The sequence below is a fragment of the Brucella sp. NBRC 12950 genome (assembly GCF_030268145.1).
Classification (GTDB): Bacteria; Pseudomonadota; Alphaproteobacteria; order Rhizobiales; family Rhizobiaceae; genus Brucella.
In genome coordinates, this window is sequence record NZ_BSQC01000016.1 from 112933 (window position 1) to 135000 (window position 22068).

Here is a 22068-nt window from a genome sequence, read left to right on the forward strand (position 1 = left end):
CAGTAAACTGGGCTTCTGTAACCTTTTTAGGGTCCAAACCGTTTTCGATTTTTGAAATCTGCCAGTAGAGTGGATGGGAGGAAAGAAGGACGATGGCTTTAAAAGGTGCACTCATCGCCTGCGTCGCATTCGGCTATGTGACCACGTTTGCCCAAGCAGCTGATATTTCGATTGCCGCAAATTCAACCGGCAATAATATTCAATTTCTGACGGAACAGATTGCCAAATTTGAAAAGGCGACAGGCAACAAAGTTCATATTGTCTCCATGCCGCCATCAAGTAGCGAACAGTTCAGCCAATACCGATTATGGTTGGCCGCAGGGAATGCTGATATCGACGTTTATCAGACAGATGTGGTTTGGGCGCCGCAGCTTGCCGATCAGTTTTTGGACTTAACGGAGGCTACAAAGGATGTTTCTTCAAGCCATTTTCCGTCGATCATCGCGTCTCAGACGGTAAATGGCAAGTTGGTGGCTCTGCCATTCTACACAGACGCGCCAGCGCTGTTCTATCGTAAAGACCTGTTGGAAAAATACGGTAAGGCGGTGCCCAGGACGTGGGATGGCATGAATACGACCGCAAAAGAAATTATGGACAAAGAACGCGCTGGAGGGAATGGAGATCTTTGGGGCTATGTCTTTCAGGGCAACGCCTATGAGGGGCTGACCTGCAACGCATTGGAATGGATCAAGTCGTCCGGAGGGGGGCAAGTCGTTGAATTGGACGGCGACATTTCGGTCAACAATGAAGCGGCAGCGGCTGCATTAGAGCGTGCAAAATCATGGATTGGAACCATCTCGCCGCAGGGTGTTCTTGCCTATCAGGAGGAGGAATCCCGCGGTGTTTGGCAGACGGGCAATGCGGTCTTCATGCGCAACTGGCCTTATGCTTACGCATTGGGGAACAATGAAGATAGCGCGGTCAAAGGAAAGTTCGATGTCGCCCCGCTTCCAGCGGCGAAGGAGGGAGACGCACCATCATCGACCCTTGGTGGCTGGAATTTGGCAGTGTCGAAATATTCCCGGCAGCAGGAACCCGCGATTGCGCTGGTGAAATATCTGGCGTCACCAGAAGTACAAAAAGTACAGGCCGTTGAAATTTCTCGATTACCGACAATTGAGGCCCTCTACGACGATAAAGATATTCTAAGCGCGCAGCCTTTCATGGCTCACTGGAAACCGATTTTCCAAAATGCGGTGCCGAGACCATCGGCGGCTACAAAAGTCAAATATAATGAGGTTTCATCAAAATTCTGGTCTGCGGTTCATAACACCCTTTCCGGTCGGGGAACGGCTGCTGAAAACTTGGAGATGCTCGAGGTCGAACTCACAGAGCTTCAAGGTTCCGCATGGTAACGCACCGAGGCGCCTCGGCAGGCCGCGCCTTATTCGAACTGAGTCCTGTCCGGACCTCGATATAAGCTGAGGAAGATTATGACAGACCCTTCTGCTGATGTCTGTGGTACAACAGGCAGGCCTCAAAGCCGATCAGATCTGCAGCATATGCGAACCCGTTCTGCATGGATTTTTCTGGGGCCTACCTTATTCGTCTTAGCGCTGGTTGCTGGGTGGCCATTGTTTCGCACGGTATATTTCAGCTTTACAGATGCATCCCTTACAAACCTTGCGACCGCTCAGTTTGTAGGTTTCAAGAACTATCTCACCTGGGTTACTCTGAAAAGCGGACGTACTGTTTTTCGCGGCCTGCTGGCCGACCCGGCGTGGTGGGATGCTGTATGGAACACAATCCGTTTCACTGTTATTTCGGTCAGCCTGGAAACTTTCTTTGGGTTGATCGTAGCGCTCGTTTTGAATGCGAGCTTTCGCGGCCGCGGGCTGGTGAGGGCTGCAATTTTGATACCTTGGGCCATTCCGACAATTGTTTCGGCAAAAATGTGGGCGTGGATGCTCAATGACCAATTCGGTATATTGAACCACATCCTTTTGAATTTCGGTTTCATCAGCAATAAAATCGCGTGGACCGCCAATCCCGACACCGCAATGATTGCAATTCTCATTGTGGATGTCTGGAAAACGACGCCTTTCATGGCGTTGCTTATCCTGGCTGGATTGCAAATGGTACCCTCTGATATTTATGAGGCAGCCAAGATCGATGGGGTCCATCCGCTCAAAGTTTTTTGGCGTATCACCCTTCCCCTTATAAGGCCTGCTTTGATGGTGGCAGTGATCTTCAGAATGCTTGATGCGATGCGGATCTTCGATCTGGTTTATGTACTCACACCAAACAACGCGCAAACAAAAAGCATGTCAGTTTTCGCCCGCGAGAACCTCTTCGACTTCGACAAGTTTGCCTATGGTGCGACAGCCTCGACGATGCTGTTTCTTATCATCGCAGCCATCACCGCTTTCTACATGATGTTCGGGCGGATAAAACTCGGGCATACGGGAGAATAGTCATGCGAATAGCCAAATCTGTAGGCTTCTACGCATTAGTCGCAATCATTGTGATCGTAGCGGTCTTCCCATTCTATTATGCGCTTTTGACGAGTTTTAAATCGGGTACTGCCCTCTTTAAGGCAGACTTCTGGCCATCGTCATTATCCTTGAGAAATTATACGGAGGTTCTGTCGCAAGGCAGTTTCCTGCAAAGCCTTGGCAACTCTTTATTGGTGGCGACTATTGTAGTTGCCATATCACTTCTGCTCGCAGTTACCGCGTCCTATGCGCTGGCCCGGGTCAAGTTTCGGGGACGGGGCCTTTTGTTGCTCACAATATTATCAGTTTCTATGTTTCCTCAGATAGCCGTGCTCGCGGGCCTCTTTGAACTCGTTCGCTTCTTCGGCATTTTTAACACACCGCTCGCTTTAATCTTCTCATATCTGATCTTCACATTGCCGTTCACGGTGTGGGTTTTGACCACATTCATGCGCGAACTCCCTGTCGAAATCGAAGAAGCAGCGATTGTTGACGGTGCTTCGGCCTGGATTATCGTCACAAGAGTGTTCATGCCTCTCATGTGGCCCGCATTGGCGACGACTGGATTGCTTGCATTTATCTCCGCTTGGAATGAGTTCCTTTTCGCCCTGACCTTTACGTCCTCGTCAGGGCAGCGGACGGTTCCTGTTGCGATAGCGCTGCTATCAGGTAGCAGTCAGTTCGAAATTCCATGGGGCAACATCATGGCTGCGTCCGTCGTTGTGACGGTACCGCTCGTCGTTCTTGTTCTTATCTTTCAGCGACGGATCGTGTCAGGGCTGACTGCGGGCGGCGTAAAGGGGTAAAAAGATATGGCAGAACTTCAGCTGCGCGGTCTGCGCAAGTCTTTTGGAAATTTCGAAGTCATCAAGGGCGTAGATCTCGATATTCGAAGCGGTGAGTTTATGGTTTTCGTCGGGCCTTCGGGCTGTGGAAAGTCAACACTGCTGCGGCTCATTGCGGGTCTGGAGGAAATTAGTTCAGGCAGCCTCGCGATCGACGGGAAGCTTGTCAACAGCCTCAGCCCTTCGAAGCGTGGAATTGCGATGGTGTTCCAATCCTATGCTCTTTATCCGCATATGACGGTTTACCAGAATATGGAATTTGGGATGAAACTGGCCGGCCGGAACAAGGAGGACTGTGCGCGTCGTATTCAGCAGGCGTGCGAGATGCTACAGCTTACTGATTATATGAAGCGATTGCCCCGTCAGCTTTCTGGCGGACAACGTCAAAGGGTAGCGATCGGACGGGCTATCGTTCGGGATCCACAAGTCTTCTTATTTGATGAACCGCTTTCAAACCTTGACGCAGCTTTGCGTGTCGCCACCAGACTGGAGATCGCGAATTTACACAGAAGTATGGAACAGACCACTATGATCTATGTTACCCATGACCAGGTTGAAGCGATGACGCTGGCCGATCGCATATGCGTTCTCAGAGACGGTCGCGTTGAACAAATAGGCACACCGCTGGAGCTCTATGAGCGACCAAAATCCGTGTTCGTGGCCGGATTTATAGGCTCACCGAAGATGAACCTGCTCAATGGAGCGGATGCGGCGGCGTTCGGTGCACATACAGTCGGTTTAAGACCTGAGCATCTTAGAATTGTTTCTCAAGAAGGCCACTGGAATGGTCGAGTTGTGCATACCGAGGTCTTGGGATCGGACAGCTTCATTTATGTGGATCTATCACGCGCCGAACCGCTTGTGGTCCGCGAGGCGGGTGTCTCCGCGAGGAGGCAGGGCGAGATGGTGTCTGTCTCACCGACGGGTGAGCGTATCCATCGTTTTGATGAATATGGGAAGGCGCAAATCGCGTGAATATGCCCATGAATTATTTGTAATTTAGGAACCAATTCCCTCAGGCGTTGGTTCCTCTGCCTGAAGTGATGGCCCGATCCTGAATTTCCACAGGGCTTGAAATAGCTCAAAGCAAGGAGAATGCGCGTGTCGATACGTACGATTGTATGGGGAGAGAATATTCACGAACAAACCAACGAAACCGTTCGCGCGCTATATCCAAAGGGTATGCATAATACAATCGCGGCCACCCTCAACAAAGACAGCGCAATCGAGGCTTCAACAGCGACGCTTCAAGAGCCCGAGCACGGACTTCCAGTGGAACGTCTAGATAATACCGATGTCCTGGTTTGGTGGGGGCATAAAGATCATGCCGCTGTCTCCGACGCCGTCGTCGAGCGTGTTGCAAAGCGGGTTTTCGAAGGTATGGGGCTTATAGTTCTTCATTCAGGGCATTTCTCGAAAATTTTCAAACGGCTGATGGGAACACCTTGCGCGTTGAAATGGCGTGAAGCTGGAGAGCGGGAACGTATATGGGTTGTCAATCGAGGACACCCAATTGCCGCCGGGATCGGGGAGAATTTTGTTCTCGAAAACGAGGAAATGTATGGTGAACAATTTTCGGTACCAGAACCATTGGAGACAGTATTTATTTCCTGGTTTGCGGGCGGGGAAGTCTTTCGATCCGGCATGACCTGGCGCCGTGGTGCAGGCAACATTTTTTATTTTCGTCCTGGACACGAAACCTATCCGACTTACCACGATGCAAATGTTCAAACCGTTCTACGGAACTCGGTTAAATGGGCGTATAATCAGCAGACAGCTTTTACGGCTATTCATACGGCACCGAACGTTCCAATTGATGAAGCTCTTGAACCGATTGTTGAACGCGGTCCAAAACTGCACGAAGCTGGCGAAGCCGGATATCGGTGAGGTGTTTGATGCGTCTTCTCATTCTTGGTACAGGCGGTATGGCGAAGAACCATGTCGAGGCGTTCAGAGCGATTGACGGCGTGGAAGTAGTTGCGGCTTGCGATGTTTCTGCAGAAAGGGTTGATGGCTTCTCTGAAAATCATGATATTCACAATCGCTTCACCCGTCTTGAGGATGTCCTCGCATGGAACCGGTTTGATGCCGTTGCAAATGTGACACCGGACGCGATCCATCATCCGACATCTATGATCCTGATCGGTGCGGGTAAGCATATTTTCTGTGAGAAGCCGCTTGCTGAGAGCTATGAGAAAGCCGCCGAAATGGCGGACGCTGCTGAGCAGGCCGGTATAGTGAACATGGTCAATCTCACTTATCGCAATGTTGCTCCTTTGCAGAAAGCACGCCAAATCGTTAAATCAGGCGAAATCGGGCAGATACGCCATTTTGAAGCCTCTTATCTGCAGAGCTGGCTTGTTTCCAAAACTTGGGGTGACTGGAAAACAGAAAGCAAATGGCTATGGCGGCTGTCCACGCGGCATGGTTCCAACGGAGTTTTAGGCGACGTTGGTATCCATATTCTCGATTTCGCCTCTTATGCGATCGGAAGTGATGTGCAAAGAGCCTCTGCGAGGCTCAAAACTTTTGATAAGGCTGACAATAACCATATTGGCGAGTATACGCTGGACGCAAATGACAGTTTTGTCATGATGGCCGAATGTTCGAACGGTGCCCTTGGTGTTATCCATGCAAGCCGGTGGGCGACAGGCCATCTGAATGAATTGCGTCTGCGGATACATGGTGACAAAGGTGCTTTGGAGGTCATTCACACGCCAACCGGCTCCTCTTTGCGCGGCTGTACCGGGGAGGATATCGAAACGCCAGTTTGGCGAGATCTGGAAGTCGAGCCTGTCGAGACAAATTATCAACGGTTCGCACGTGCTGTTGGTGATGGTGTCGGCTCGGAACCCAATTTCAGCCATGCCGCAAACCTGCAGCGTGTTCTCGACCATGCAATGAGCCTCGACACTCCTTTGCCGGAGGTCTAAGTGGTACTGGATTCCGGTAACTTTTTCTCGATAGCGCATAAACGTAGGTCAGTGGCGGGGTGACAGCCGGTTGCTAAAAGACCATAATTGTTCCAGATATTATGACCGCAATCGTCTGCCTCGAGAAAACGGAATTCACGTTGATACATAAAAAGTTTGCCTCTCTTCTTCTGTGCGTCGCAATGCTTGCTTCTCCAGCCTATGCTCTTGAAGCCGTATCATCGCCAGAATTAAAGCCATTGCCCGAGCAACTTCAGGCTGCCCGTATAACTGCCGAGTTTCTATCGCGCTTTCATTACAAGCCCGTTTCGCTTGATGACGATCTGTCAGCGAAAATCATGGATCGATACATTGAGTCCCTGGATCCTGATCGGTTGATTTTTTTGAAGGCCGATATCGACAGTTTCAAGACCGGCCGCGCAGAGCTCGATGACGCTATCAACAAAGAAGATCTCAGTATTCCATTCGCAATCTTCAACATTTATAGCCAGCGTATCGTTGATCGGATGAACTATGCCCGTAGCCTCCTCGACAAGGGGTTCGATTTTAACGAACAAGAAGACTACACGATTGTTCGCGACAAAGCTGCATGGCCGGCCACAGAAGCAGAACGGAACGATTTGTGGCGGAAACGCGTCAAGAACGACTGGTTGAGATTAAAGCTCGCCGGCAAGGATGACGCTACTATCCGTGAAACTCTCAATAAAAGATACGAAAACACTCTCGCGCGCGCCAATAAGACGAAAGCGGAGGATGTCTTTCAGATTTTTATGGCGGCCTACACGACCTCAGTGGATCCCCATACCGATTATTTTGGCGCGAAGGCTTCTGCCGAATTTGATATTTCGATGAAGCTTTCGCTGGTCGGCATTGGCGCAGTGCTTCAAGAGCGCGATGAATACACCACCATTCGCGAGCTTGTGGCAGGCGGACCGGCCCAAGCATCTGGAAAGCTTGCTGTCGGAGACCGTATCGTCGGCGTTGGACAGGACGAAACCGGCCCAATTAAAGAAGTCGTGGGTCTGCGCCTTGATGAGGTTGTTCAGCTCATACGTGGCGCCAAAGGTTCGGTTGTACGCCTTGATATTCTGCCAGCAGACGCCGGCCCAGATGGCAAACACTACGTGATTAACCTGGTGCGCGATAAAATCAGCCTGGATAAGCAGGCCGCCAAAAAGACCATTTTGCCGATCAAGGACGGAAATCTCACGCGTCAGATTGGTGTGATCACGCTTCCAGCCTTCTATGAAGATATTGAAGCCCGCCGGAAGGGAGACAAGGATTACAAAAGCGCCAGTCGCGACGTTGCCAAGCTTATCACTGAGCTTAAAGCGGAGAATATTGACGGTATCTTGTTCGACCTGCGCAACAATGGCGGAGGTTCATTAACTGAGGCGATTGATCTTACCGGACTTTTCACCGGAAAGGGCCCAGTCGTACAGCAGCGTAACGCGAAAGGTGAAGTTAAGGTTGAAAGTGACGATCTCGACAAGCCACTTTGGAGCGGACCGCTCGGAGTCCTTATTAATCGAGGATCGGCATCGGCATCCGAGATTTTTGCAGCCGCTATCCAGGATTACGGCCGCGGGGTTATCATTGGAGAACCAAGTTTTGGGAAAGGAACAGTTCAGACAGTCGTTAATCTAGACGAAGTCGTGCAGAACCCAGACCCGAAGTTGGGTGAATTGAAGTTCACGATTGCCCAATTTTTCCGCGTGAATGGCGGCACTACCCAGTTGCGCGGCGTCACCCCGGATATAAGTTTGCCCGGCACGTTCGATATCAAGACCACAGGGGAATCGAGTTTCGAAAACGCCTTGCCGTGGAGCGAAGTTGATCCCGCCAAGTACAGGCTTTTTGGCGATGTGAGCAAAGTTTTGCCAACGCTGCAAGCCAAACATGAGGAGCGCGTGAAAACAGATAAAGAGTATCAGCGCTTTGTTGAAGATATTGCAGCCTTGAAGGCACAGCGTGAAAAAACAGTGATATCGCTTAATGAAGCCAACCGTCGCGACGAAATCAACAAGGAAACGGAACGTCTGGCTGCCCGTGGTGAAAACCAAGGTGAACTTGATGCCAGCAAGGATGACGGCTTGCAGGCAAATGAGCGAAGCCTCAATGCCGATCTCGCAATCGAAAAGGCTCGAACCACTGTAAAGGATGCGCTGCAAAATGAGGCTGCAGCAATCGTCGCAAATTTGGCTGATATCAATGCAGCGACGACCGAATAACGGTCAAGTTCAGGCCAGATCAGTTGCTGAGAACGTTAGTGAACTCGTTGAGCTCCACGAATAAAGGCGCTTCTCAAGTCCAATGCCTCTGCAACGCACCGGATGCCCCATTACTGGGGCTTCCGAGCTAAGCAACAATTAAATGGCTGACCTTGAGTTGTCATTGGCAAGATGCCAAGTCATTCCATCTTTGCAGTGATGTCCGGGGCAGCTGATTATTCAAATCAGCTTTCGCTCGGCTTGTCCTCAACTTTGAGTATCGGGCGCACGGGAGAAGGGGCCTGGCCCAGGTAACCTGCAATGAGCCGTGTCAAATGTTCGACGATATCGGCCTCGTCCGAGAGGGGATGGCCGCATTCATTGATGATGAGCGCATGCGTTAAGCTTTCTACGGCCGTTACGCAAATAAATGCTGCAGTATCAAGATCCTTTAAGTGAATTTCATCCTTGCACTCCTCCATGTAGCGCCTGACGAGTTCAAAAGTCGTTTTTCGGATGTCTTCCACTTCTGCGAGTTTTCCTATCCTTGGAACCTCCTCCTTCAGGATCCTGTGTAGCTCAGGCTCAACGCGGTGGGCCGCGAACATTGCACGAATGAGCTCCCGCATCGCAGTCGGCAGATCATCTTTGGCACATTGGCGCATAGAGGTTTCAAGCAGAATAAGCATGTCTCGATTGTGACGGGCGATTAGCGCTGCAACCAATGCCTCCTTACTGGGAAAATACTGGTAAAGAGAACCAATGCTGACACCTGCGACAAGGGCGATCCTATTTGTACTCGCCCGGGCATAGCCTTCCCGTACTAAAACGCGAGCAGTCGCATCCAAAATCGCCTCAACTGTTACTTGTGATCGCTTCTGAGACGCGGTTTTCCTGGGTTTTGTTAAAATTTTGGTCGTCAAAATTCATCTCCTGAAAGCGAGTAGACAATGTGAGTAAACGCTCACATATCTAGTAGAAATTGTCAAATCAGGAAAGCGAACAAAATATAAATGAATCGATCCAAAAACATCTATCAATAGGATTCGTAAATTAAATTATACGGAAGTAATAGAATGATAAAGACAGTCAAAATACTAATCGCGCTGGTAATATCGCTAAGTTCTGCGGGTTGTGCCACGACGGAGAAGGATTGTTCTGCAAGTTTGGGTGATAAGTGTTCGCAGCTTGAACAGACACATTCTCAAGCTGCGAAATCTCGCAACATCAAACTGGGGTGGGATGGTGCAAATGCTCATGATCTTGTTTTTGCACGTTGATGAGATGCGTTGACCAACGAGGTTATGCCGGATCGGTCAATCGATGAGATCCTCCACCTGTATCAATCGATTGGTAGTTGCCGTGAATTCCATTCAGCCCTCGGAATCGTTTTGCCGATGGCGTAACTGAAGTTCTTGATTTCCATAGCGTCATCATCAACCAGGCAGCGGAAGTCGATTGAATACCATGTTCCTTTGCTACGAAAGGCACCATCCCTTATGGTGAAGCTGTTCTGAGCAACGATGCCACCGTCAGGGGCGAGCATATCCGGAAATGATCCAGATCGATGGTTACGGACTTGCTCTAATGCTTCGATACCACAAATCTGAACCAGGCGATCCCGAAAGGGAAGCTTTCCGAGTGCTTGCTTCACCCGCGGATTGTTTAACGCGTCCTTTGAGTAAATCTTGCGTGCTCGCTCAAGCTTATCCAAAGCATTGGCCGCTGCCGGCTTTGCTGCGCTCGAAGGTGGTCGCTGCCCGTCCTCAGCATTGTGAGCAGCGCCATCAGTTGTTGCGCTGGTCAGAGGCATTGTTGCTTCTTTGCCTTGTGCCTGTGGTTCTAAAGCCGCGCCCCGCTCAATCGGATTCGGCTGAGGTGCCAGGGGGCTCGCCACATGCGATGCGGCGTTATTACCTAGAGGCTCCGGTTCACTCAACTCTTCCGATTGCTCTTTGCTCGCGCTTTCGAATGCTTCCGGCATGGGCGCTTGAGACATTTTCTCTTCTTCCGGGGCAGGTTCTTGAACTGCCGGAGGAACAAGCTGGACATCAACTTCTTGAGAAACTTCAGAAACTGATCGCCAAAAAGGGGTGTAGAATAAAAGAATAGCGAGCAGAAGATGTGTCGCGAGGGAGACGGACGCACCCCAGCCAATATTTATGTGATTTTTAAGAAATTGGTACATTGTAATGAGCGTGCGACCTCCGCAGCCGACAGTAGAGGCATCTGCTTTCCTGGGCAAGGGACATACAGCCGACAAGCAACTGTGTCGTTGCAACCTTCTGTATCACCGATCATATGAGCACATAGTCATAAACTGCTGCGCGTCCTAGTCGCACCCGTGGAGCAGTATTTTCCTCACGGTTTACTGTTGGCTCTTGACGGTCGTTTTCGATGAACGACAACCCACTCATACGAACACGGTCAGACAGTTCCGTACCAATCTGCAACACCGTCCAGGCAATGTTGTTAGTAAAGATAATGTCACTTTCATATTTTCTAGAATTTGATACAGCGCTAGCCGCGAAAAGCGGTCTATGAGCCGCTGTGCACAGTCCGACGATAGACCATACCTGAGGAACCCAGGTGTCTAAGCTAACGCGTACGAATGCCCGGCGATGCGCGACCTTCGGTCAGTGAGTAAGAAATATGAGCCATGGTATTGATGATGCTGGATCAAACAAGTTTCCAGCAACACAGAATGCGAATGAATTAAGCGATTACCAAAACGCCCAACAGGAGGCAGGTCCAAACAGGGTTGGTAACGGGCAGCAGATTTTGCTCGGAGCCGACTTTCCACGGCCTGCGTTGATTGACGAGCGGCTGGATCTTTTCTTTGAAGAGCTTGCTGACAAATATACCGATACGTGCGCTGTAATTGCTGACGGGCGCAGCTGGACATACGAAGAGCTGGACGAACGCTCCAATCAGTTTGCGCGGCTGCTAATTGAACGCGGTGTTCAACCGGGTGACCGGATTGGTTTGCTGCTCGATCGGTCTGCTGATACTTACATAGCTTTGTTGGCCGTCATGAAAGCTGGTGCAGCTTACGTTCCGCTTGCCACTGCTTTTCCTGACGATCGTATGGCGCTCATCATCGAGGATGCCAAAGTAAAGCTCGTTATCTCCATTCATGCCTATAGCATGCGAGTGGATACGATGCCGGTCCCTCATCTTTTGGTCGATAATTGCTCCGTTGAGATTTCCCAATATTCAAGCGCTCGGCTCGATGTGGCGGAGAGAACAGCAAATCCTGACCAGATTTGTTATATACTTTACACCTCCGGGACGACTGGTCGTCCAAAGGGCGTTGCCATCCGTCACCAAAGTTTCTGCAATTTTCTCCGCGTTGCAGCTCTATCATATGGCTATACTCCAAGCGATCGCGTCTATCACGGAATGACGATTGCCTTTGATTTCTCTGCGGAGGAATACTGGGTTCCTTTTGTTGCCGGTGCGACAGTGATACCGGCTCCGGGACCAATGACTTTGGTTGGAGAAGAACTAGCAGATTTTCTGCGCATAAATGACATCAATTGTATGGCATGCAGTCCGACATTGCTGTCATCCATCGAAAGCGATGTGCCTAAACTTCGATTGCTGATGGTGGGCGGTGAAGCTTGCCCATTAAACCTGGTCGCCCGTTGGACAAAGCCCGGGCGCCTGCTTTTGAATACCTACGGTCCAACAGAGGCAACAGTCACAGCGACGATGGGCGTTCTGAGACCCGACAAAGCTGTAACAATCGGTACGCCGCTGCCAACCTACTCAATCGTCATTATTGATCCAAGTGAACCAAAACTGACAAGTCCAGATGAGCTGGGTGAAATTGGTATCGCTGGAATAGGGCTCGCTGTCGGTTATCTGAACCGACAAGATCTTACAGAACAAAAATTCATTCCCGATTTTATAGGCTTGCCAAATAATCCCTCGAAGCGAATTTACCGAACTGGTGATCTTGGCCGGATCAATGAGCATGGCGAAATTGAATACCGGGGGCGAATTGACACGCAGGTCAAAATCCGTGGATATCGCATCGAACTTGGTGAGATTGAAGCGGTTCTCCTCGACGATCCTTCAATTGGCCAGGCCGCAGTCACTACTTGGGAGGTGGAACCAGGTCGTGTCGAGCTTGTTGCTTACTATGCTCAAAAATCAGGGGTCCCATCCGTTCACCGTGCGGATATTGCACGCGAGTTAAAACGGCGCTTACCTTCTTACATGGTTCCTTCCTATCTGGAGGAACTCGACGCAATCCCGATGACAGTCGCAAATAAGGCTGATCTTCGTCGGCTGCCAAAACCAACGAACGTCCGTCTATCTGCTGAACGCAGCATTGTCTCACCACGCGACGACGATGAGCGGTTTATGGCGCAATCCTTGGCCGAGATACTCAATCTGGATGAGGTCTCCGTCGAGGACAATTTCTTTGACGATCTCGGCGCCAATTCACTGTTAATGGCCCGCTTTTGTGCCCGGCTACGCACCGCACAAGGATGGGAAATGGCATCGATGCGCGATATTTACTTGCATCCATCTATTGCAGGTCTTGCCAAACACCTTCATCTTCCACAACAGACCGTAGCTTCCGTCACCGAACAAAGCGTTACGCATAAAGCTTCGAACCTGATCTACTGGACTTGTGGTGCAGCGCAGCTCGCTTTTTATGCGGTATACAGCTATATCGCACTAATGTTTTTCGACAAGGGCCTTGATTGGGTCTACGCAAAACTTGACGAGCCCTTCCAACTATATTTCCGCTGCGTCGTGCTCGCCGGTGCTTCCTTCTTTGGAATGACTGGATTTGCAGTCGCAGCAAAGTGGTTGCTCATCGGCCGTTGGAAAGAAGAGAAGTTCCCAATCTGGGGCTTGCGTTATTACCGCTTCTGGGTTGTAAAGACGCTAATAAGGACCGCACCAGTCGTCCTGTTTCGTGGCAATCCGCTTTACAGTCTCTATTTGCGGCTTTTGGGTGCTAAGCTTGGTCGAAATACCGCCATTGAATGTCGCGCAATTCCTGTATGTACAGACCTGATTTCCATCGGTGAAAACTCAATATTGCGTAGAGAATCCAATATTTTAGGCTACCGCGCGGAAAGCGGCTATATTCATACGGGTTCCGTTTCGATCGGAAACGATGCATTCGTGGGGGTGGGGTCGACCCTGGATATCGACACCAAGATGGGGAACAGATCGCAGCTGGGACACGCTTCCTCCCTCCAGCGCGGTCAATACATCCCGGACGGTGAGCATTGGCATGGTTCGCCAGCAACGCCGACGGACGCTGAATATTGCAAGGTTCGCAGCATCACCTTGTCGAAAACGCGTCGTATTGCCTTTGAAATCGTCCAGCTTGTCGGTTTGTTCACTCTTATTACGCCATTTCCTCTGCTTTTTCATAGTTATTGGCAGAATGTGAGTGACGATTATCAGGAAACGATCGGGATCGTGGCGATAGGTACGACTGTTACACTATTTGGAGCGATCGCAGTCTCACTGATTGCCGCCGTCGTCGTACCACGCTTTGTCAGCATTGTGCTCAAGCCCAACCGTACCTACACCCTTTACGGCTTTCATTACTGGTTGCAGTCGATGGTGGAGTTGAGCGGAAATTCGCGTCTTCTCAATTTGCTATTTGGCGACAGTTCAGCCATCGTCCATTACATGCGGGCGATCGGATGGAACCTAAATAAAGTCGTGCAGACTGGCTCGAATTTCGGAACCAACCAACAACAAGAGAACCCCCTTCTCTGCGAAATCGGTACTCAGACAATGGTGTCTGACGGGCTGTTTATGATCAACATGCACAAGTCGGCGGCAACATTTCGCCTTGAGCATACCAAAATCGGTGAGCGCAATTACTTCGGAAACAATATCTTTTACCCACCAGATGGCCGTACCGGTGACAATTGCTTGTTGGGAACGAAGGTGATGGTGCCGATCGATGGTGCTATCCGTGAGAATGTTGGTCTGTTGGGATCACCATCGTTCGAGATACCACGCATCGTTAATCGAGATAAGGAACTCATTGCTAACATCAATGAACAAGATCGCCTCAGCCGCCTACACCGCAAGAACTTTCACAATCTTCGGACTGGATTGATGTTTTTGGCGAGCCAATGGTTGATGTTATTTGTGACGATTGCGATCTGGGACCGTGCGCTCAACTACTATGATGCATGGACACATAAGGCACTTTTTGCAGCCGTGGTCTTAACCTCCGGAATTGCGATACCGTTCTATGTTATTATCGAGAGACTTTCTTTGGGCTTCAAAGGGCTCAAGCCACGAATGACGACGATCTATGACGAAGCGTTCTGGCGACATGAACGCCATTGGAAACTGTCAGATTCTCCGATAACACAACTCTTTGCGGGGACGCCGTTCCGTCCGATCATTTTGAGAATGCTCGGTGTGAAGGTAGGACAACGCATTTATGACGGGGGAGCCAATTTGACAGAGCGCTCACTTGTTGAAATCGGTGACGATGCGACCCTCAATGAAGGGTCGGTTATTCAACCTCACTCATTAGAGGAGGGGGCTTTCAAATCCGACTTTATCCGTATCGGTAGCGGCTGCACCTTAGGCCCATCGGCATTTGTGCATTACGGTGTTGTAATGGGAGAGGGTTCTATTGTGGACGTGGATTCCTTCGTGATGAAAGGCGAAGTGCTGGAAGCTTACTCAGTTTGGCGTGGAAATCCTGCGAAACTGAACCGGTTCGTTGTGCCGGTGGATGAGAACGGCATCGTCATAAAAGATGTCATCCATGCGGGAAAACTTCATAAGAAGGGTAGTGTTGCGATGACGAAGAAAAGGTCGTGAGTTGAAAAAGGTGGCGTCAGCGGGAAATAACGTCAGACTTGTGCCTGTGACTGATGAAAATCGGTCGCAGGTTTCCGCATTGAAGATAGGTGTGGAACAAATCCATTGGGTTGCCAGCAACATTGAATCTTTACTAGAGGCAGACGAAGACGAGGATGCAAGGCCGCGAGCCATTTTGGCGGATGCACGCTTGGTGGGCTTTCTAATGTATGATGCCACCAGCGAGCCCGGAACAGCGCAACTCTACCGTTTCATGATCGACAAGTCGTTTCAAGGATTAGGTTACGGAAAGGTTGCGTTGCGAGCCCTTCTTGCTGAAATCGGTGCTTTTGGCGGAATTAATTCGGTGTCCGTCTGCTATGATCCTGAGAATTTGCCAGCAAGCCGATTATACGCGCAAGCTGGATTTGTCGAAATTGGCCTTGATGAAGATGATGAAATGATTGCGAGAATGAGCCTTGAAGGATAGTTCGATCACGTCGCTTGGATTAACCCCTTGTTTTCCAAGCGAAGTGCTCTTGGGGCGGAGATCAATCCAGTTAAATGACAGGATGCTTCTCAAGCCTGAGGAAAAATCATCGCTTCCTGCCAACAATACGAAACGACTTGATGCAAGCGGCGCTGCGCGCGAACTATCACGGCAGATTTTGGCTAAGATTGGGTTCAATAATTTTTCGGTTCTCAGGTCTCCCACCGGTGAGCCTCTTTGGCCAAACGGGGTTGTTGGTTCACTTGCCCATGATGACGAAATGGCCGTCGCTGTCATAGGTCGGAGCAAAGACTATCTGGGTCTAGGAATTGATATCGAAACTGCAGTTCCTTTACCGGATGATATAATCTCGCTGGTGAGAACACCGGAAGATATTTGCGGTCAATATGACAGCTCAGCTCTTGCTGACCGCATATTATTCTGTGTGAAGGAAGCCGTCTATAAAGCAGTCTACCCACTTGACCGGATCATACTGAACTACGACGATATTTGTGTCGATCTGTCGGAGGGCATCGCCTATACGGCGACCCGAAAGATAAATCTGAACATATTTGTTGCATCCAAAGTTACGGTTGTCGCTGCTTTGCCGCTGGGATAGGCGTGCGCGATGGAAATACGTTACGTGTAATTATTCTACCATTTTGAAACGGGGCAATCTGGCAACGCAAATTGGAATCCAGCAGGCGCAGAATCCAAATTACTATTCACCATACCCGGATTCCCGTTGACATGTGCCAGTAAGCTCATTCCGTTCTGACGAGCAGAGACACCACGATCGCTCGCCACGGGAGGAGCGGCTCTCCCTCTTTTTGTTGTTCAGGCAATAGCCATCGTAGATTGCGGAATGCTCGAACTTGCCAACCGGGCGGAGGCTCCGTGATAATCACATGTCTCTCAACTCAGTGTTTAGCAGGCCAACTAGAGCATCGGGCGCTAATCATGCAACACACCCTGCTGCTTTGAAGAAGTTTCGGCACTCTTGTGGTGAAAACAGATCGCAAACGGCACCGATTGCCTTCCACAGGTCGTCATAGGTTCGCGCTTTGGCCTTTCGCAACCATGCTTTGAGTTTGGAAAAGGCCTGTTCTATTGGATTGAGTTCTGGTGAGTATCGGGGCAGGAACAATACCCATGCACCACGTTCTCTGATGGCCTTATGCGCAGCCCCGTTCTTGTGAACATTGAGGTTATCCCATCACGACATCGCCTTTGTTGAGCATGGGCGCAAGTTGGGTGCGTAGATAGGTTTCGAAGATATCACCATCCATCGCCCTGTTGATGACAAAGGGTGCGACCAGTTCGTGAAAGCGCAGACCTGCAATGAAAGTCTGCGTACTCCATCGTCCGGATGGTGCATCTGCTACAAGGCGCGCGCCTTTTGGGCTGCGTTCTCTGATGGGCGTCATATTCGTTTTGACCGATGTTTCATCGACAAATATCAGTCGCGCAGGATTAGCTTGCATCGCGGGTAGGCGATAGCGGTGCCACGCGTCACGCTCCTGCCGAACGTCGGAACGACCGCGTTCTGAGGCCATCAGTGTTTTTTTATAAGTATAACCGGCTTTGCAAAGAAACTTCGACAGATTGGATGGGTCAACCGAAAGGTCTGTTTGCTCAAGCAACCAAACTACCAGATCTGGCATGGTGATATCCGGCTGGCATTCTACCTTGCCAAAAATTTGCGCTCGGAAAGATTCAAGTTTACCGCCACCAAGTGGTCGTCCGATCGGTCCAGGCTGCAACGAACCTGTCCGCTTGAGCCGCTGTTGAAAGCGTATCGCAGTGGCTACTGATACTTCAAACTTCTCTGCAGCTGCGCGGCAGGATTTGCCTTGAGCGATCGCACGGGTCACACGCTTGCGCAGATCAAGTGAATAAGCTTGTTGGAACATAGCCTTTCCTCCTGACCCAGTGAATCATCAATGGCAAATGGGCGAAATACCAACAAATATCACCCTCTTTAAAGATTCAAACTAAACGCCCCACGCGCTAGCCCCGCCATTGAGCGGGGTTTGGTTATAGGCCTACGGCTTTACGGAGAGCATCATTCATGTTGGCGCGCCAGTTTTTGCCATTGGCTTTGAACTTCGCAACAACATCAGGGTCAAGGCGAAGGGTTACAGCCTCTTTCGGGTTGTCAACTTTTGGTCTGCCTCTGGACCGCTGGATGCTTTCATATAGCTCAGGGAGTGCTTCTTTGAATGGCTTCGCTTTAGCCATGTCTTCTTTTGTAATCGTTGGGTTATCGGATACGGCGTCCCAATCCTGCTTGGAATAGCCGTGTTCTTCTGCATGTTTAGGTCTGAATTTAATAGCCATTAGATCAGGCTCCTTTCATCCTTACGGGCAGGGCGCATTGAAATTACTGAGAGCGCTTCTGTGCCGAGGGTTACGAAGATCACAACGATTGTTCCATCTGCAAGACGGCCAATAGCTTGAAGCCGGTTATTCTTGGCTGGCAGCACCTTGGAGTTCTCAAAGAACTCAATAGTAAGCGATGCAAAATCCATGCCGTGCTTGGCAAGATTGGCTTCGCGTTTTGGTTCGTCCCATACGACCTTCATGTGAATTTATGTACACGAAAAATAGGCAGCATGCAAGAATAAAAGTGTACGAATAATAATAAATGAACACGTTAAACAGCCTCGCTCACGCGGGGCTTTTTCATTTGGATACTGACAATGCCTCGCTATGTGTCTCTCCGCCGCCCTCGCATGGATTGGTATGAAGCAAATGCACTCGATAGGCTGTCACAGACAGTACATGATCCGGAGCCGGTAGATACAGGCATAATTGACGCTGACGGATTCCCAATCATTCGCATGATGGATCAGATCAGCTTTGTAAGGGATGAGGATCGATGAAGCGCAAACGAACTGGTCGCACCCTTTGTCACCAACGGGGCGATGGATGGTGATATCTTCGAAACCTATCTACGCACCCAACTTGCGCCCATGCTCAACAAAGGCGATGCCGTGATCTGGGATAACCTCAATGTTCACAAGAACGGGGCTGCGCATAAGGCCATCAGTGAACGTGGTGCATGGGTATTGTTCCTGCCCCGATACTCACCAGAACTCAATTCAATAGAACAGTCCTTTTCCAAACTCAAAGCATGGTTGCGAAAGGCCAAAGCGCGAACCTATGACGACCTGTGGAAGGCAATCGGTGCCGTTTGCGATCTGTTTTCACCACAAGAGTGCCGAAACTTCTTCAAAGCAGCAGGGTGTGTTGCATGATTAGCGCCCGATGCTCTAAAAGTCCATCCGCAATCATGCTGCTTCAATATCGCGAACGGGAGGGTTTCCATAAAGACGACTATATTCACGACTGAATTGGGAGGGACTTTGATAGCCGACACGGTGGCCTGCAGTGCCCGCATCAAGTCTTTCTACAAGCATCAAACGACGCGCTTCCGTTAATCTCAATTGTTTTTGATATTGTATCGGTGACATCGCTGTCACGGCTTTGAAGTGATGATGGAATGAGGATGTGCTCATGTTGACGTATTCTGCCAATTGATCAATCCTAAGGGGCAGGGCAAAGTTCTGCCGCAGCCAGCCGATTGAACGAGCGATCCTGTTCGCGTGGCTATCAATGGTTGCGATATTGATGAGACGCTCGCCACCCGGACCCGTCAAAAGTCTGTAGAGGATTTCCTGTTCGATCAGCGGGGCCATGATCGGAATATCGTTCGGTTTATCGAGAAGGCTCAACAGTCTGATGGCGGCTTCAAGCAATTCGATAGGCGCGGCGTTGACAGCGATCCCCCGCTCGACTGCGTTGGGGATGATTTGGCGGCGAATGTCCAGTTTTGCCAGCAGTGTCACGAGCTTCTCACTGTCAATGGCGAGTGACATGCAAAAATGGGGCGCTTCAATGCTCGCCTCCGAAACCCGCCAGGTCACGGGTAAATCGAGCGACGTGACGAGATATTCTCCCGTCGCGTAGTTGATCGTCGAAGAGCCAAGCTGCAGCGATTTGCCGCCCTGTATAACGAGTGCGAGACAGGGCCTGTAGCTACCATGACAAGGAGTACTAGGTGAGGTACGGCGGCTGAGCGACAGTCCGTCGACCGCAGTCTGAATTTCGCCGTCCTCGCCAATAAATCGTGCTGCCAGCGATGCAAGCTCGCTATATGCCTGTGCTGCCGACCGCATTTTGTCCTCTTGCCACTTCTTGTTTTGACCAGGATATATATAGACCGAAGTATCCAAGCTGTCAGTCTTTGCCGTTAATTTTTGCAGGATTGTGCAAGAAGCACGTAGGATTGGTCTAACGATTTTCACAAGACTAGTTCATATTCAATCGTCTCGATCCTCCCCTATGACAAATAATGATTGGAGTTTATTATGGCGATTGCAAGAGGCTATGCCGCTACCGATGCCGATCAGCCGCTGGTACCCTTCACGTTCGAGCGTCGTGAGCCGAATGTCGATGATGTGGTGATTTCGATCCAGTATTGTGGCGTTTGTCATTCCGATATTCATACTGTTCGCAACGAATGGAGAAACGCTGTTTATCCAATTGTACCAGGACATGAGATTGTTGGTGTCGTGACTTCGGTCGGCGCCAACGTTACAAAATTCAAGGTTGGCGATAAGGTCGGTGTCGGTTGTTTTGTCGATTCTTGCGTCGGTTGTGCTTCAAGAGATCTGGACAATGAGCACTACCTGCCAGGTTTGGTCCAGACCTACAACAGCACAGACGCGGATGGTCAAACCCGCACGCAAGGTGGGTATTCAGACCAGATTGTTGTGAAAGAAGGCTATGTGTTGTCGATACCGGATAACTTGCCGCTCGACGCGTCGGCACCACTTCTGTGTGCCGGTATAACACTTTACTCGCCGTTGCGGCATTGGAAGGCAGGCCCGGGCAAGAAAGTTGCCATTGTCGGAATGGGCGGGCTCGGTCACATGGGCGTTAAACTCGCAAACGCGATGGGCGCAGAAGTGACGGTTCTGAGCCAGACGCTCTCAAAGAAAGAAGACGGCTTGAAGCTGGGGGCAACCGCCTATTATGCAACGAGCGATGGGCAAACATTTAGTGAACTTGCCGGTACGTTCGATCTAATCATCTGCACCGTCGGTGTGGCAGTGGATTGGAACGCCTATCTGGGACTGCTGAAAGTCGATGGAACAATGGTTGTTGTTGGTGCACCCGAAGACATGGTGCCGCTTCATGCCTTCTCACTCATTCCAGGTCGTAAAAGTCTCGCTGGTTCCATGATCGGGTCGATCAAGGAAACGCAGGAGATGCTCGACTTCTGCGGTAAGCACAATATTGTTTCTGAAATAGAAAAGATTGCAATTCAGGATATCAACGAAGCTTATGAACGCGTTTTGAAAAGCGATGTTCGCTACAGATTTGTCATTGATATGGCTACACTGGCTGCGTAAAGAAAAGGCGGCCGCAAGGCCGCCTTTTTACTGGTTTAACGAAACTATCAGTGCGTTCCGACGGCTTTTCCATAGACACGGATGACGTTTCTGACGGCTTCGACCATCAGTGCATGTGGCGTGGCTTCAACCTTGCCAGCTGCGACGGCCGGGTAGAGCGTGCCGAGATACTGGCTAATCAGCGTTTCAGGAATGTTGCGGCCTTCCAGACGCTTTAGCAACGAATTGACGGCAGCTATGGCTTCTGGATGCGGCCAATAATAGCGAATGCGGTCGCTATAGGAGAAATGGCGCTGAAGACGCAGCTCTTCTGCGTCACCATGATAATATTTCTCCCAGTTCTTGGGCTCGTTGAGAAGCAACTTCTCAAGCTTGCCACGAACTGTCTCTTCTTCTGGCAGTTTGTCTAAGAATGCCGCTATCTGATCAAGGCCGTAGAGTGCTTCACGCAGCGCAAACGTCAGGCCCGGTCCGACTTTCAGAATGGCAAAGCCATCATGAACCAGAGCCGACAGGGCCTCAACCGGCTGGTAGTCGGTCGAATGTGCTTCAAAGACGAATTGCGGAGTTTCGTTGAGAACGCCGCTTAAAGCGGTCGCTTTGTCGCTGTCGTAATAGACAACGTTTTCATTGCCGAACTCCACACCCGGCTGCACAACAACGCCGATGGCGCGAGAAAATGCATCCTCTAAACCAAGGGCTGCGAAAGCCTTGCGATGAATGGCGATGGTTTCAAGCGCTGCATCTGGATTGGTTAGTTCCAGATCTTCGATTTCCTCCATCGCGCCGCCCGGGATCGGAACTTCCGTGCCGACAATATAGACAGGCAGATCAAAGCCGGATTCAGCTGCCGCTTTTTCTGCAACCTTGGCAAGACGGGCCGCACGTTCGGCGGTTACCGCATCAGGCAGTGCAACCGGTTCCCCTT

20 protein-coding genes are annotated in these 22068 nt (G+C 50.4%); 13 read left to right on the forward strand and 7 right to left on the reverse strand.

Annotated elements, in window-relative coordinates; genetic code table 11:
• Window positions 1-92 precede the first annotated feature (92 nt).
• The 7 genes from QSJ70_RS23045 to QSJ70_RS23075 all read left to right on the forward strand — a co-directional run bounded on the left by QSJ70_RS23045 (window position 93) and on the right by QSJ70_RS23075 (window position 8444).
• The gene (locus QSJ70_RS23045; protein ID WP_285539989.1) at window positions 93-1355 is read left to right on the forward strand and encodes an ABC transporter substrate-binding protein; all 1263 of its coding nucleotides are present in this window, start codon (window positions 93-95) and stop codon (window positions 1353-1355) included.
• A gap of 78 nt (window positions 1356-1433) precedes the next feature.
• Complete coding sequence (locus tag QSJ70_RS23050; protein WP_285539991.1) at window positions 1434-2414, forward strand: carbohydrate ABC transporter permease; 981 nt, start codon at window positions 1434-1436, stop codon at window positions 2412-2414.
• 2 nt (window positions 2415-2416) lie between these two features.
• Window positions 2417-3241: a carbohydrate ABC transporter permease gene (locus QSJ70_RS23055; protein ID WP_215780912.1), complete on the forward strand. Its 825-nt coding sequence runs from the start codon at window positions 2417-2419 to the stop codon at window positions 3239-3241.
• A 6-nt stretch (window positions 3242-3247) separates the two neighbouring features.
• Window positions 3248-4255, forward strand: coding sequence for an ABC transporter ATP-binding protein (locus tag QSJ70_RS23060; protein WP_215780910.1), 1008 nt, complete (start codon window positions 3248-3250; stop codon window positions 4253-4255).
• A 126-nt stretch (window positions 4256-4381) separates the two neighbouring features.
• Window positions 4382-5167, forward strand: a complete 786-nt coding sequence (locus QSJ70_RS23065; RefSeq protein WP_215780908.1) for a ThuA domain-containing protein — start codon at window positions 4382-4384, stop codon at window positions 5165-5167.
• Between the two features lie 8 nt (window positions 5168-5175).
• Window positions 5176-6213: a Gfo/Idh/MocA family protein gene (locus QSJ70_RS23070; protein ID WP_285539993.1), complete on the forward strand. Its 1038-nt coding sequence runs from the start codon at window positions 5176-5178 to the stop codon at window positions 6211-6213.
• 182 nt (window positions 6214-6395) lie between these two features.
• Window positions 6396-8444: a carboxy terminal-processing peptidase gene (locus QSJ70_RS23075; RefSeq protein WP_285540028.1), complete on the forward strand. Its 2049-nt coding sequence runs from the start codon at window positions 6396-6398 to the stop codon at window positions 8442-8444.
• 224 nt (window positions 8445-8668) lie between these two features.
• Here the strand turns inward: QSJ70_RS23075 and QSJ70_RS23080 are convergent, their stop codons facing one another.
• Together QSJ70_RS23080 and QSJ70_RS23085 are read right to left on the reverse strand one after the other, a co-directional pair.
• Window positions 8669-9346, reverse strand: a complete 678-nt coding sequence (locus QSJ70_RS23080; RefSeq protein WP_215780902.1) for a TetR/AcrR family transcriptional regulator — start codon at window positions 9344-9346, stop codon at window positions 8669-8671.
• A gap of 419 nt (window positions 9347-9765) precedes the next feature.
• On the reverse strand, window positions 9766-10611 hold the full coding sequence (locus QSJ70_RS23085) for a DUF930 domain-containing protein (protein ID WP_285539995.1): 846 nt from the start codon (window positions 10609-10611) through the stop codon (window positions 9766-9768).
• A 464-nt stretch (window positions 10612-11075) separates the two neighbouring features.
• Between QSJ70_RS23085 and QSJ70_RS23090 the strand changes: the two genes are divergently transcribed.
• From QSJ70_RS23090 to QSJ70_RS23100, 3 genes are all read left to right on the forward strand, one after another.
• Window positions 11076-15251, forward strand: a complete 4176-nt coding sequence (locus QSJ70_RS23090) for a Pls/PosA family non-ribosomal peptide synthetase (RefSeq protein WP_285539997.1) — start codon at window positions 11076-11078, stop codon at window positions 15249-15251.
• Window positions 15252-15297: 46 nt separating this feature from the next.
• Window positions 15298-15720, forward strand: a complete 423-nt coding sequence (locus QSJ70_RS23095; RefSeq protein ID WP_285539999.1) for a GNAT family N-acetyltransferase — start codon at window positions 15298-15300, stop codon at window positions 15718-15720.
• An 82-nt stretch (window positions 15721-15802) separates the two neighbouring features.
• Window positions 15803-16339: a 4'-phosphopantetheinyl transferase family protein gene (locus tag QSJ70_RS23100; RefSeq protein ID WP_285540002.1), complete on the forward strand. Its 537-nt coding sequence runs from the start codon at window positions 15803-15805 to the stop codon at window positions 16337-16339.
• Window positions 16340-16678: 339 nt separating this feature from the next.
• On the opposite strand, the gene QSJ70_RS23105 is transcribed toward QSJ70_RS23100, so the two are convergent.
• The 3 genes from QSJ70_RS23105 to QSJ70_RS23115 all read right to left on the reverse strand — a co-directional run bounded on the left by QSJ70_RS23105 (window position 16679) and on the right by QSJ70_RS23115 (window position 18305).
• Window positions 16679-17633 (reverse strand): IS630 family transposase gene (locus QSJ70_RS23105; protein ID WP_285540004.1). Its coding sequence is split into 2 segments (ribosomal slippage): window positions 16679-16934 and window positions 16933-17633, totalling 957 coding nucleotides; the frame shifts between segments, so codons are not numbered across the junction.
• 124 nt (window positions 17634-17757) lie between these two features.
• The gene (locus tag QSJ70_RS23110) at window positions 17758-18060 is read right to left on the reverse strand and encodes a BrnA antitoxin family protein (RefSeq protein WP_285540006.1); all 303 of its coding nucleotides are present in this window, start codon (window positions 18058-18060) and stop codon (window positions 17758-17760) included.
• A complete protein-coding gene (locus QSJ70_RS23115) occupies window positions 18060-18305 on the reverse strand; it encodes a BrnT family toxin (RefSeq protein WP_285540008.1) in 246 nt (81 codons plus the stop codon). The genes QSJ70_RS23110 and QSJ70_RS23115 overlap by 1 nt, the downstream gene beginning before the upstream one ends.
• 117 nt (window positions 18306-18422) lie before the next feature.
• On the opposite strand from QSJ70_RS23115, the gene QSJ70_RS23120 reads away from it, so the two are divergent.
• Both QSJ70_RS23120 and QSJ70_RS23125 read left to right on the forward strand, forming a co-directional pair.
• Window positions 18423-18605 (forward strand): hypothetical protein, encoded by a 183-nt coding sequence (locus QSJ70_RS23120; protein ID WP_285540009.1) that lies wholly within the window; start codon window positions 18423-18425, stop codon window positions 18603-18605.
• Between the two features lie 12 nt (window positions 18606-18617).
• On the forward strand, window positions 18618-18980 hold the full coding sequence (locus QSJ70_RS23125) for a transposase (RefSeq protein ID WP_285540030.1): 363 nt from the start codon (window positions 18618-18620) through the stop codon (window positions 18978-18980).
• 33 nt (window positions 18981-19013) lie between these two features.
• On the opposite strand, the gene QSJ70_RS23130 is transcribed toward QSJ70_RS23125, so the two are convergent.
• The gene (locus QSJ70_RS23130; RefSeq protein WP_285540011.1) at window positions 19014-19901 is read right to left on the reverse strand and encodes an AraC family transcriptional regulator; all 888 of its coding nucleotides are present in this window, start codon (window positions 19899-19901) and stop codon (window positions 19014-19016) included.
• Between the two features lie 192 nt (window positions 19902-20093).
• Here QSJ70_RS23130 and QSJ70_RS23135 point away from each other — a divergent pair, with 192 nt between their 5' ends.
• Window positions 20094-21140, forward strand: a complete 1047-nt coding sequence (locus tag QSJ70_RS23135; RefSeq protein ID WP_215780886.1) for an NAD(P)-dependent alcohol dehydrogenase — start codon at window positions 20094-20096, stop codon at window positions 21138-21140.
• 47 nt (window positions 21141-21187) lie between these two features.
• Here the strand turns inward: QSJ70_RS23135 and QSJ70_RS23140 are convergent.
• Window positions 21188-22068: class II D-tagatose-bisphosphate aldolase non-catalytic subunit (locus QSJ70_RS23140; RefSeq protein ID WP_285540014.1), on the reverse strand; the 881-nt coding region annotated here is incomplete at its 5' end.